The following is a 13,010-nucleotide window of genomic DNA, read 5'->3' on the forward strand; positions in this document are numbered from 1 at the left end:
AAAACGCACACAGAAGATTGCTGTCAAGAAAAGAGGCTGCTCAAGTTTTGGTTGAGCAGCTTCTTGAGCTAGAATGGCAAAGTAATTACGCTTTTTCATCTTGGAGTACCGTTTGAGCGACAGCCAGCCTTGCTGCTGGAACCCGATAAGGAGAGCAGGAGACGTAGGTGACACCAATTTCTTGGAAGAAGGGGATGGAAGCCGGATCGCCACCGACCTCACCGCAGATGCCGATAGGAAGGTCAGGCTTGACTTGACGGCCCTTGCTGATAGCTATCCGCATCAATTCACCAACACCCGCTTGGTCAACGCTTTGGAAAGGATCAAAAGGGAGGATTTCTTTCTCTTTATAATGGCCGATGAATTTTCCAATATCGTCCCGTGAAAAGCCATAGGTCATCTGGGTCAGGTCGTTAGTACCAAAGCTGAAGAAGTCTGCTTCCTGAGCCAGCTGGTCTGCAACCAGACAGGCACGCGGAAGTTCAATCATGGTGCCAATTTCATAAGGGAAAGGCTCCAGACCATGATGCCTAAAGAGTTTGTCGATATGTTGGGTGAGAAAGGCTTTGACAGAGTCCAGCTCAGCCTTGTCTGCAATCAGCGGAATCATGATTTCTGGCTTGACGGTCAATCCTTCCTGACTCAGCTTGATAGCACTCTTGAAGACTGCTTCAACCTGCATCTTGTAAATCTCTGGTTGCGTAATCCCCAGACGACAGCCGCGGTGGCCTAGCATAGGATTGCTTTCTTGCAGCTGTTCAATGCGGCGAGTCAGTTTTTCTGGTGACTTGTGCAGCTTGTCAGCCAAAGCCTTGATTTCCTGTGAATCTTTAGGTAGAAATTCGTGCATAGGTGGATCCAAAAGACGGATAATCATAGGTTTGTCCTGTACTGCTTGGAACATTTGATAGAAGTCATTTTCTTGGAACTCTAGCAGTTTTTTGAGGGCGGATCTGGTTTCCAATTCGTTGTCGGCTAGAATCAGGCGCCGCATTTCCAGAATTCTCTCTTGACCAAAGAACATGTGTTCGGTACGAGCCAGACCAATGCCCTTTGCCCCAAACTTAATAGCTGTTTTTAGATCTTGAACGGTCTCTGCGTTGGCACGGACTTTGAGCTGTGCGACTTCGTCTGCCCATGAAAGCAGTCGTTGGAGTTCTTGGTCATTTTCGACTAGGACGGTCGGAATCTCACCGCTATAAATGCGTCCCGAGCTGCCATCAACTGAAATGACGTCACCTTCGGTCAAGACAAGATTTCCGCAGGAAACGGTCTTGCTTTCCTCGCTGATGTTCAGCTCACTGCAGCCAGCCACACAGCAGGTTCCCATTCCCCGGGCTACGACAGCTGCGTGAGAGGTCATACCGCCCTGACTGGTTACGATGGCCTGACTGACAACCATGCCCTCAATGTCTTCAGGTGAAGTTTCCTGACGGACTAAAATGACCTTTTTACCCAAGGAGTGGTAGTCTTTGGCGCGCTCAGCTGTAAAGACAATCTCGCCAGTTGCTGCACCAGGGCTGGCTGGCAGTCCTTGAGCCAAGAAAGGAGCATCTTGCAGAGCTTTTTCTTCAAATACAGGATGGATGAGCTGGCTAATCGTAGTAGGAGATACGCGCTGGAGAGCTTCTTTTTTGCTGATAATGCCCTCGTCTACCAGATCTAAGGCGATTTTCAAAGATGCTTTGGCGGTCCGTTTACCGTTTCTAGTTTGGAGAATATAGAGTTTACCCTTTTCGATGGTAAATTCAATATCTTGCATGTCCTTGTAGTGGTTTTCGAGAATCTTAGCATAGTCTTGGAAGGCTGCATAGGCCTGAGGGAGAGCTGTCTCAAGTGCAGCAATAGGCTCAGGGGTTCGAATGCCGGCTACGACATCCTCTCCTTGAGCATTGAGCAAAAATTCACCAAATAGCTGATGCTCACCGCTGGCGGGGTTTCTCGTAAAGACGACTCCTGTACCACTGGCTTGGTCGCTATTGCCAAAGACCATGGCTTGGACATTTACCGCTGTTCCCAAATCATGAGGAATATTATTCAAGTTGCGGTAGACCTGAGCTCGGGGATTATTCCAAGACTTGAAGACCGCCTTGATAGCAGCATAAAGCTGCTCTTTCGAGCTTTGGGGGAAGGTTTGATGATGCTCACGATAAAGCTGCTTGTACTGGTCGATTAATGCTTGATGTTCATCCAATGTGAAATCCTTGGCCTGTTTGCCAGCATTCCTTTCAAAATAGCCCAAAAGGTCATCGAACTCATCTTTGGAAATGCCATAAACTACATCAGCAAACATTTGCAGCAGACGTCGATAGCAGTTGTAGGCAAAGTCAGCGTTGGTCTGCTCAGCCAGAGTCTGGGTTCTTAAATCGTTTAGACCTAGATTGAGAATAGTGTCCATCATGCCCGGCATGGAAAACTTGGCTCCGCTTCGAACAGACACTAAGAGCAGGGCTGAGTCGTTGCCACTGAAATATTTACCGGTTTTTTCTTCCAATTCAGTAACCGCTTTCAAAACATCTTCTTTTAAAGAAGATTCAAAGAAATAAGGACTTTCTAAATATTCGATACAGCTTTCTGTGGTAATAGTAAAACCTGGAGGGACAGGCAGTCCCAAATTGGTCATTTCAGCTAGGTTGGCTCCTTTTCCGCCAAGTAGGGCCTTGTCATCTGCACATCCTTCCTCGAAGGAGTAAATCCATTTCGCCATATTTACCTCCAAAATTATGAAATATGTGTCATATTGTAGGACAACTACATTGTAATATACATCACATATATTTGTCAACAGAAAAAAGCATCCTATTTTATTGACAATTTTTCTTTTTTTGTTATAATGTGTTACAAAATAATGATTATTTAAACGTCTGAAAATGAAATATGAGTAATAATTCCTAAATTTTAAGCGAAATCAGGCTAGTCATCTATTATAAAGAACGAAGGAGTCAGACCTATTTGAAATTAAGTGAACGGCAAAAGAAAATTGTAGAAATTGTAAAAGAACACCAGCCACTCAGCGGTGAGAAAATCTCTGAATTACTCGATATTTCTCGGGCGACCTTGCGCTCGGACCTGTCTTTTCTGACCTTGGTTGGGATTTTGAAGGCTACGCCTAAAGTTGGTTACACATACTCGGGCTCGGATTTAGAGACGCTTTTCTTTTTCGATACCTTTCGAAAGGAAGTGGCAGAGATTATGACTTCGCCTGTTTTGGTATCTCATGATTCCTTTATTCAAGATGCCATTATTACCTTATTTATGTATGATGCGGATGTTCTCTATGTCATTGATGAGCATAAGCTGCTCTTGGGGATTTTGTCGCGTAAAGACTTGCTGCGGGCTTCGCTCAATACTAACATTGACAGCACGCCTGTAGCGGTTTGCATGACCCGAATGCCCCATATTAAAACTTGCTACAAGGATATGAATATTTTGGAAGCGGCGGCAGTTTTGCAGGATTTTGCGATTGATTCACTGCCGGTAGTTGATGAGGATAATGAGCGTAAAATTTTAGGAACTGTGACCAAGTCAGCCCTGCTGGATTATATTATTCAAGAGGCCAGAAGCGCTGAGGTTAATAGATAAGAGGAATGAACATGAAGAAAGAAATTATTGTTTACAGCATTTCAGATTCTTTGGGGGGGACTTCGCAGAAGCTATTGTCTGCGGTGACAGCCCAGTACCCAGATATTATTTTTAATAACAGCTATCGTTTTCCATTTATCAACAAAGAAGAAGAATTGCTGGATATTCTGCGTGATGCCATCAAGGACGATGCCCTTGTCATCAGTACACTGGTCGATGGTGGGCTAGCCGCTGCAGCTAGGGAGTTCAGTAAGTCCAACGGCCTTGCTTATCTGGATTTGATGCATCCATTTTTTGAGATTATCAGAGAAAAGACAGGCACCAGTCCTATAGAGGTGCCGGGTACTCTGCACCGGCTGGACACTGAGTATTTTAATAAAATCTCCGCTATTGAGTTTGCAGTCAAATACGATGATGGCAAGGCGCCGCAAGGATTTTTGGATTCGGATTTGGTGCTCTTGGGCGTCTCCCGTACATCCAAAACGCCACTCAGTATTTATCTGGCTAATAAAGGCTACAAGGTTTCTAACCTGCCTTTGATTCCAGAAGTCCCTCTGCCTCAGGTCTTGGATAAGGTTGATCCGGAGCGGATTATCGGCCTCTTATGTGAGCCAGAAAAACTGTCTAAGATACGCAGTAATCGTTTGAATTCTCTGGGATTGACCCAGTCAACCAGCTATACAGATCTGGAAAAAATATACGAAGAACTGGACTACTCAAAAGAAGTCTTTAAAAAGTATCGGGCACATGTCATCAATATCACGGATAAATCAATTGAGGAGACAGCTTTCTTGATTGAAGACCATTTGAAGAAATTGAGATAAGAGAGAAGATTGCAAAAAGCGGTTATAGAGTGAGGGCATAAGATGGAGCAATATAAGCGTATTTTACTGAAAGAATTTGATAGTCGGCAGAAGGTCATTACAGAGCTGACCAACCTAGAGGCAATTTTGAACCTGCCCAAAGGGACTGAGCTGTATATCAGTGACATTCACGGGGAGTTTGCTGCTTTTGACTATATTTTGAGAAGCTGTGCAGGTATCCTCAATGAGAAGATCAAGGACTGTTTTGGGGACAGCTTGTCAGAAGCACATAAGGATCGGCTGTCAGCGCTGGTTTCCTATCCTGAGCTTGTGCTGGGGGAAGAAACTAAAGGCCAAGACTGGTATCAGGAAACCATTCCCCAGCTCTTGAACTTGCTGGCTTTTGCAGGTGCAAAATACAGTCGCTCCAAGGTTAGAAAGGCTTTGCCGCCACAGTATGCCTATATTATCGAGGAGTTGCTCTATAGCGACAGGGCTTTGGCTGATAAAAAGTCCTATTTTGAGAATATCCTGACTTATGTGATTGAATTGCGGGAAGCGGTGCCTTTTATTCTAGGCTTGGCCCGAAGTATTCGGCAGTTGTTGATCGACCATCTTCATGTTGTTGGAGATATTTTTGACCGAGGAGCTGGTAGTGCTCAGGTCATGGATGAACTGCAGCGTTTTCACTCGCTTGATATTCAGTGGGGCAATCACGACATTATCTGGATGGGAGCATTTTTTGGCTCCAAGGCTTGCTTGCTAAATGTGCTGCGTATCGCAGCTCGCTATGGCTATCTCTGGGATATCGAGAAAGATTATGGTTTAAACCTGCGCTCCTTGACTCTTTTTGCAGACAAGACTTACCAGTCTAATCCTAAGTTTAGGCCTATTCTAGGCGGTAAAGAGCAGGAGTTTTCAGATGAGGAAATTCTGCAACTGGAAAAGGTTCACCAAGCCTTGGCGATTATCCAGTTCAAGCTGGAAAATCAACTCATCAAACGACGGCCTGAATTCCAGATGCAGGACCATGTGATGCTGGACAAGATTGATTATTGGGAAGAAAGTGTTACGATTGACGATACCAAGCATGCCCTGGTCAACACTTGTTTCCAAACGGTTAATCCGGAAAATCCGTCAGCTTTGACACCAGAAGAAAATCAAGCTGTAGACAGTATGCTGGCCTCGTTCCAAAGTTCGCTTAAGATGGCGGAGCATATGAGTCTTCTGATGAACAAGGGCTCTATGTATAAGATTTACAATCAGCACTTGCTTTTTCACGGCTGCATTCCTCTGGAGCCGTCAGGAGAATTCCAGCCTTTCATTCTCAATCAAGTCCATTACTCTGGCAAGGAATTGCTGGATTTCTTTGAGTATCATATTCGACAGGCGGCCAAGGATAAGGAAGTGGGCGATGATTTGTCGACTGATTTGATTTGGTATTGCTGGAAAGGTAAGCTTTCTCCTCTGTTTGGCAAAGAAAAGATGACTACCTTGGAGCGCTATTTCATTGAAGATAAGGAGACCCACAAGGAAGTGGAAAATTCTTATTTTTCTTATCGTAATTCTGAGAAAGTCTGCCAGCTGATTTTGGAAGAATTTGGTCTCTTTTCTCAAGAGTCTAGGATGGTCAACGGTCATACTCCGGTTAAGACAGGCAAGGGAGAGTCGCCTATCCGTGGGGGCGGTCTGCTCTTTGTCATTGATGGTGGTCTCTGCAAGGCTTATCAGAAGAAGACTGGAACGGCTGGCTATTCACTGCTCAATAATTCCTATGGCTTCCAGCTGGTGACCCATCAGCCTTTCCAAAATGCTCAAAAAGTTGTAGAATCGCCTTTTGCTCAGACCTCCCTGAAAAAGGTGATTGAAAATGTAGAGGAACGAACCCTCATCAAATCTACTACCATCGGTCAGAGCTTGTTCGCTCAACAACAGGAACTCTTTGGCTTGCTGCATGAGTTTTATGACCGGTGATGTTTAGCCCTAAGTTCTAACAGAATTTAGGGCTTTTTCTTTCTTGTTCCAGTTTCTCTTTCATGTTACAATAGGAGTATTGAAATTTAGAGGAAAGAACATGATTTATTTAGATAATTCAGCGACAACCAAGCCTTATCCTGAGGCTTTGGCCGCTTACACGGAGGTAGCTTCTAAAATCTGGGGAAATCCATCCAGTCTGCACAGTTTAGGCAGTCAGGCAACTCGTCTCTTAGAAGCTTCACGCAGGCAAATAGCAGAGCTTTTAGGCAAGTCTTCTTCGGAGATTTTTTTTACGTCCGGAGGGACAGAAGGGGACAACTGGGTGCTTAAAGGAGTTGCTTTTGAAAAAGTTCCCTTTGGCAAACACATCATCGTATCCAACATTGAGCATCCCGCTGTTAAAGAATCAGCCCTCTGGCTACAGAGTCAAGGGTTTGAAATAGATTTTGCCCCAGTGGACAAGGCAGGTTTTGTTGATGTAGACAAGCTAGCAGAGCTAATTCGACCAGACACCACACTGATCTCCATCATGGCTGTCAATAATGAAATCGGCAGTATTCAGCCCATTCAGAAAATATCTGAACTGTTAGCAGACAAGCCGACTATTTCCTTTCATGTGGACGCTGTACAGGCTATTACGAAGATTCCAACAGCTGCTTATCTGATGGATCGCGTCGATTTCGCTACATTTTCCAGTCATAAATTTCACGGACTTCGGGGTGTAGGCTTTGTCTATATCAAGTCTGGCAAGAAAATCAGTCCCCTCTTGACTGGTGGCGGTCAGGAGTCGGACAAGCGCTCAACGACGGAGAATTTAGCTGGCATTGCAGCGACAGCCAAGGCTCTGCGTTTGTCCATGGAAAAGCAAGAAGTATTTGCCCAGCGGACGGCTCAGATGAAGAAGATTCTCCTTGAAGAGCTGCAGAAGTATCCAGATGTGGTGATTTTCTCAGATCTGGAAAATTTTGCGCCCCATATACTAACCTTTGGTATCAAGGGAGTACGGGGTGAAGTTCTCGTCCATGCATTTGAAGACTACGAGATCTATATCTCGACTACTAGTGCATGTTCTTCTAAGGCTGGAAAGCCAGCGGGGACTTTAATCGCTATGGGCGTCGAAAAGTCTCTCGCTCAAACTGCTGTTCGTATCAGTTTGGTTCTTGACAACAATATGAGCCAGATGGAGCAGTTTTTGACAACTTTTAAAATTATTTACGAAAAAACCAGAAAAGTAAGGTAAACAATGCAATATTCAGAAATTATGGTGCGCTACGGTGAGCTGTCTACTAAGGGCAAGAACCGCATGCGCTTTATCAACAAACTCAAACGCAATATCCAGGCTGTCTTGTCAGTCTATCCCAAAGTCCATGTCAAGGCTGACCGTGACCGGACCCATGTTTATCTGCACGGTACAGACTATCAGCCAGTCGCTGAGTCACTCAAGCAGATCTTCGGGATTCAGAATTTCTCGCCGTCTTACAAAATTGAAAAATCTGTACCAGCCCTAATCGAAGCTGTCCAAACCATCATGAAGGAAGTCTATCAGGAAGGCATGACCTTTAAGATTACCAGCAAGCGCAGTGACCACAGCTTTGAATTGGATAGCCGCGAGCTTAACCAAACGCTTGGGGATGCTGTTTTTGAGGCCATTCCCAATGTTCAGGTCAAGATGAAAGCGCCTGATATTGAGCTTCGTGTCGAGATCCGTGAAGAAGCGGCCTATATCTCTTACGAGACGATTCGAGGTGCTGGTGGGTTGCCAGTTGGTACTTCGGGCAAGGGTATGCTCATGCTGTCTGGCGGCATTGACTCACCAGTGGCGGGCTATCTGGCTCTCAAGCGGGGGGTAGATATCGAGGCGGTTCACTTTGCAAGTCCGCCTTACACCAGTCCAGGTGCGTTGAAAAAAGCTCAGGATCTGACTCGGAAATTAACCAAGTTTGGCGGCAACATCCAGTTTATCGAAGTGCCTTTTACAGAGATTCAGGAGGAAATCAAGGCCAAGGCTCCAGAAGCCTATCTCATGACACTGACCCGTCGCTTTATGATGCGTATTACGGACCGGATTCGAGAGGAGCGGAGCGCTCAAGTCATTATCAACGGAGAAAGTCTTGGTCAGGTGGCAAGTCAAACGATTGAGAGTATGCAGGCTATCAACGCTGTAACCAACACACCGATTATACGTCCTGTCGTGACCATGGACAAGCTGGAAATCATTGACATTGCAGAGAAAATTGATACTTTCCAAATTTCTATCCAGCCATTTGAAGACTGCTGTACTATTTTTGCTCCAGACCGTCCTAAGACCAATCCGAAAATCAAGAATGCTGAGAAGTACGAAACTTACCTAGATGTTGAAGGCTTGGTTGAGCGCGCTGTTGCAGGCATCATGATTACAGAAATCACACCACAAGCAGAGGCTGATGAAGTTGACGAGTTGATTGAAGGGCTGTTGTAAAAGCGAGAGAAGGTGACGTTTATGCTTGCTGTTTTTCTCTTAATTCCTTTTTTGCTGATTCGTTTTCCTTTATTGAGTCATTTCGGCAAAAACGCTTTGTCACGCGCAGCTTATTTTGTACCAGTCCAAGGAAAAGAAAAGATAGCTTATATGATTTATCAATTGAGCAATCTAGCCTTGTTCATAATTTCTTTTTTCCTTGAAATCAACTTTCATTCTTCTGTTTTCTTTTATGCTGGAGTGGCTATTTACCTGTTTGGTTTGGCTTTGTGTGCTATCAGTATGAGGGATTTCGCTAGACCAGAAGCAAACGGCATGAATACAAAGGGTCTTTATCGCTATTCCCGTAATCCCATGTATGTAGCTTACCTTGTTTGTTTTTTGGGAATAGCTTTTTTGACCAAGTCAGTGATTTTCTTTTTGATTCTAGTCATGTTTCAGACTGCGTCCCACTGGATTATCCTCTCTGAGGAGCGCTGGTGTCTTGAAAAATTCGGGAAATCTTATCAAGAATATCAAGATAGGGTGAGGCGTTATATTTAGAAATTTTTTATCTAATCATTATTTAACAAGGCGGTTAGCGGATAACAATAGAAATACTATTTATCTGATTTGTAACAAAATTAATACTAGATGGAGTTTGAGATGGGATATTGGGATTATTTTTCGAGAGGCTTGCTTCAATCATTTTCTTGGAAAGACGGCTATGACAATGCTTTGTTAAGAGACGTGCCAGGGGAATCATATTTGTTAGGTGTCTTCTCGCATTCTTTGTTAGCCGTATTGATTACTTTTCTTGTTTTTTATGGTTTAAATATTGCTAAATTAAAAGCAGGTTCTTGGAAAGCTCTTATTAGCAAAGAATATCAAAAGAACCCAGTTAAATCTGTATTAGTTCTTGGTTTTGGTTTACCAATTACGATTCTTGTTCTTGTTTTTCATGAAGTTCATAGACCTATAGAAGCTCTACATGTTTATAAATATTTCAAAGAACAAAACGTGCACGCTGATATTGTTCGCTTAATTGATATAGATATACATACTACGACTGGTAGGTATGGAAGAAAGATATTTAGTAATCTTATCTTCATAGTTGAAACAAAAGAAGGGACTCGTAAAGTGAACATTTCCGATGCCACACAGTATGAGGCAGAATTTTTAAAAGAAAATCTTGAAACGCCAACAAATATTTCCGTTTATGTAAATAGTAAGGGTGAAATAGTCTTTGTTCATTAGTAGATAAAATTTAAAGATAATCCTTGAAAATCCGTTTTCATGCGATGAAAAAGCTTGCTAAAGAGCTGCAGAAGTGCTATACTTATAGAGTTGACTATGCACATTCCTGTGCAACCGCACGATCATCGTTGCTCGTCGTATAACAAATTTAAACTTCGTCATTATCGCCTTGCCTAACACAAGTTATGCCTTCGGCTCAATTCCTAGTTTATTCTTTGTTATACTTAGAGCTCTTCTCTTAAGTGGTTCGTCCCACGATGCTAGGCGAGTCTTCACAAAATCTGGGGAAACCCTAAAAATCATAGGAGGTGCATAATGAGCACATACGCAATCATTAAAACTGGCGGAAAACAAGTTAAAGTTGAAGTTGGTCAAGCAATCTACGTTGAAAAGTTGAACGCTGAAGCTGGTCAAGACGTTACTTTTGACGAAGTTGTTCTTGTTGGTGGTGAAAACACTGTTGTCGGAACTCCGCTTGTTGCTGGAGCTTCTGTTGTCGGAACTGTTGAAAAACAAGGCAAGCAAAAGAAGGTTGTTACTTACAAGTACAAACCTAAAAAAGGCAGCCATCGTAAACAAGGTCACCGTCAACCATATACAAAAGTTGTCATCAACGCTATCAACGCTTAATTTTAAGGAGATTAAATGATACACGCAGTCTTTGAAAGAGCCGAAGATGGCGAACTGAGGCGTGCAGAAATCACAGGTCACGCCGCGAGTGGTGAATACGGCTTTGATGTCGTGTGTGCGTCCGTTTCGACGCTCGCCATTAATTTTGTCAATTCAGTTGAGAAATTCGCAGGCTACGAACCAAACTTAGAATTAAACGAAATAGAAGGCGGTTATCTGAAGGTTGAAATTCCTCAGGATATACCGTCGCACCAAAGAGAAATGACTCAGCTTTTCTTTGAATCATTTTTCCTAGGAATGGCAAACTTATCGGAGGACTCATCTGAGTTCGTCCAAACCAGAGTTATCACAGAAAACTAACACGGAGGAAAAACATTATGTTAAAAATGAATCTTGCTAACTTGCAACTATTTGCCCACAAAAAAGGTGGAGGTTCTACATCTAACGGACGTGATTCACAAGCGAAACGTCTGGGAGCTAAAGCAGCTGACGGTCAAACCGTAACAGGCGGCTCTATCCTTTACCGTCAACGCGGCACTCACATTCATGCAGGTGTCAACGTTGGACGCGGCGGAGACGATACTTTGTTCGCAAAAGTTGAAGGCGTAGTACGCTTTGAACGCAAAGGACGCGATAAGAAACAAGTTTCTGTTTACCCAATCGCTAAATAATTAATAAGAAATCCCCATGCTCGGATAATTAAGCATGGGGATTTCTTATTAGAGACGGCACGATAAAGCATTTGTTTAATCATTCATGATGATGCTCATCGATTTTGGTATACAAACTCTGATAATATTCTAAAATTTTAATTTTTAGACTAATAAATATCTGAAATCGCTTGCATTTCCTATTTTTTTATGTTATTCTATATAAAATAGATGCAATCATGTTTCTAAGTCTAAAAAGACAAGGAGAAATTATGGAAAAAGAATCATTTAAACTTCCAGGCTTTTCATTGTACAAATTGAAAGTTGGATTAGCATCAGCAACTCTTCTATTTGCCTTTTCACAAGCTTCGCATGTTTTTGCAGACCAGGTTGGTACACCACCTTCATCAAGCAGTATAGCAAAAACTGAAGCAGTAAGGTCTCCGATTGAAGCTGCTGGTACTGAAATTGCTGCTGATACGACGAAACCTGTTGTTGAAGAATCTACAGCGAAACCAGGAGACTTGATTGATGTCTCAAAAAATGTATCGCCTGTTGATGTCAAAGAAAGTCAAGACGGCAATCAAACAGTCCATGTTGAAACGGCGACTGTTGATGTTACAAAGACAGAAGTGGCTCCGGCAAAGGTTGATAAGGCGCCAGATCCAATAACTAGACGTACTGAAAATACTTTATCTGGCACAGATGAAAATGGGAATCCCTATACGCAGTACGAGCGAGTAGATAAGACTACAACCATTACCTACACCTCAACGCCACCAACTGTAACAAAAGCTGGTTCAGCTGATATTGTCTTTGTTGTTGACCGTTCAGGATCCATGGGTAGCACAATTGATATTGTTCGTGCAAATATTAATGAATTTGTGCGAAATATTACTAAAGAGGGGATTACAGCACGTTTTGGCTTGGCGACATTTAGTGATGAGGTCTACGGCCGTAATTCTGGCAGCAAAGATGAAGATACGGTTCTAACACGGTTTGGGTCATCTTATTTTACAACTGATCCGGCTGAGCTCGAAAAAGCGTTGGCTGCAATTCGTATAGCGAGTGGAGGAGATACTCCAGAAACACCAACTCCTGCCCTGAACCAGATTATTTCGACCTATGATTGGTCTAAGTCATCTAAAAATAAGAAATTCGTCGTTTTATTGACAGATGCTGAAATGAAAGAAGACCCTTCAATTCCAACGGTTGCTGATACACTTGCTGCTCTAAAAGCTGCTGGTATAGAAAGAACCGTAGCGACGGTAAAAGCGATTGAGGGAATTTACAAAAATTTTGCAACAGAAGGCAGAGTGCTTGATATCGAAAATAACTTGGCAGATGCTCTGACAAAGGGAACCACTTCATGGATTGTTGAAAGTGTCAATGAAGCTCGTTACTATAAAATCATAAAAGATAGTTATCAATTCTATCTTGAGCGTCGTACTACAATGCCTACATCTACCGTCTACCATGTTCAGGCACCAACACTTTTGGCCAAATCTGAACAGTCTCTTCCTAAAACAGGAAGTAGCGAAAAGGCGGTCTATAGTGTTGTGGGACTTGGTTTGCTTCTGGCTGGATTGGGGCTAGGTATTAGTGTAAGAAAATCAAAAGAACAATAACCATCTGCTTATAAAAAATGAATTTTCTATTTGAGTGATTTTGAAT

Annotated in this window: 12 protein-coding genes; 11 read left to right on the forward strand and 1 reads right to left on the reverse strand. The window is 43.1% G+C overall.

All coding sequences use genetic code 11. From position 1 onward, the window contains the following. Window positions 1–85: 85 nt before the first annotated feature. On the reverse strand, window positions 86–2,707 hold the full coding sequence (gene ppdK / locus K4I03_RS00810) for a pyruvate, phosphate dikinase (RefSeq protein WP_227963381.1): 2,622 nt from the start codon (window positions 2,705–2,707) through the stop codon (window positions 86–88). Between the two features lie 245 nt (window positions 2,708–2,952). Between ppdK and K4I03_RS00815 the strand changes: the two genes are divergently transcribed. From K4I03_RS00815 to K4I03_RS00865, 11 genes are all read left to right on the forward strand, one after another. Continuing rightward, window positions 2,953–3,582 (forward strand): CBS domain-containing protein, encoded by a 630-nt coding sequence (locus K4I03_RS00815; RefSeq protein WP_002915339.1) that lies wholly within the window; start codon window positions 2,953–2,955, stop codon window positions 3,580–3,582. A gap of 5 nt (window positions 3,583–3,587) precedes the next feature. Beyond that, window positions 3,588–4,406 carry a pyruvate, water dikinase regulatory protein gene (locus K4I03_RS00820; RefSeq protein WP_227963382.1) on the forward strand — a complete coding sequence of 273 codons (819 nt, stop codon included), beginning with the start codon at window positions 3,588–3,590 and terminating at the stop codon, window positions 4,404–4,406. 42 nt (window positions 4,407–4,448) lie between these two features. Next, a complete protein-coding gene (locus tag K4I03_RS00825) occupies window positions 4,449–6,359 on the forward strand; it encodes a fructose-1,6-bisphosphatase (RefSeq protein ID WP_227963383.1) in 1,911 nt (636 codons plus the stop codon). Between the two features lie 100 nt (window positions 6,360–6,459). After that, window positions 6,460–7,602, forward strand: a complete 1,143-nt coding sequence (locus K4I03_RS00830) for a cysteine desulfurase family protein (RefSeq protein ID WP_227963384.1) — start codon at window positions 6,460–6,462, stop codon at window positions 7,600–7,602. Window positions 7,603–7,605: 3 nt separating this feature from the next. Then, window positions 7,606–8,820, forward strand: coding sequence for a tRNA uracil 4-sulfurtransferase ThiI (thiI, locus tag K4I03_RS00835; RefSeq protein ID WP_227963385.1), 1,215 nt, complete (start codon window positions 7,606–7,608; stop codon window positions 8,818–8,820). Window positions 8,821–8,841: 21 nt separating this feature from the next. Continuing rightward, a complete protein-coding gene (locus K4I03_RS00840; RefSeq protein WP_227963386.1) occupies window positions 8,842–9,363 on the forward strand; it encodes a methyltransferase family protein in 522 nt (173 codons plus the stop codon). A gap of 102 nt (window positions 9,364–9,465) precedes the next feature. Then, the gene (locus tag K4I03_RS00845; protein WP_227963387.1) at window positions 9,466–10,056 is read left to right on the forward strand and encodes a hypothetical protein; all 591 of its coding nucleotides are present in this window, start codon (window positions 9,466–9,468) and stop codon (window positions 10,054–10,056) included. Between the two features lie 315 nt (window positions 10,057–10,371). Further along, window positions 10,372–10,686, forward strand: a complete 315-nt coding sequence (gene rplU, locus K4I03_RS00850; protein WP_002904398.1) for a 50S ribosomal protein L21 — start codon at window positions 10,372–10,374, stop codon at window positions 10,684–10,686. A gap of 15 nt (window positions 10,687–10,701) precedes the next feature. Continuing rightward, window positions 10,702–11,046 (forward strand): ribosomal-processing cysteine protease Prp, encoded by a 345-nt coding sequence (locus K4I03_RS00855; RefSeq protein WP_227963388.1) that lies wholly within the window; start codon window positions 10,702–10,704, stop codon window positions 11,044–11,046. 17 nt (window positions 11,047–11,063) lie between these two features. Then, on the forward strand, window positions 11,064–11,357 hold the full coding sequence (gene rpmA, locus K4I03_RS00860) for a 50S ribosomal protein L27 (protein ID WP_002895619.1): 294 nt from the start codon (window positions 11,064–11,066) through the stop codon (window positions 11,355–11,357). A gap of 251 nt (window positions 11,358–11,608) precedes the next feature. Further along, window positions 11,609–12,964, forward strand: a complete 1,356-nt coding sequence (locus K4I03_RS00865) for a vWA domain-containing protein (RefSeq protein WP_227963389.1) — start codon at window positions 11,609–11,611, stop codon at window positions 12,962–12,964. Window positions 12,965–13,010 lie beyond the last annotated feature (46 nt).

The organism is Streptococcus sanguinis, from assembly GCF_020729725.1.
GTDB classification, from domain to species: Bacteria; Bacillota; Bacilli; order Lactobacillales; family Streptococcaceae; genus Streptococcus; species Streptococcus sanguinis_V.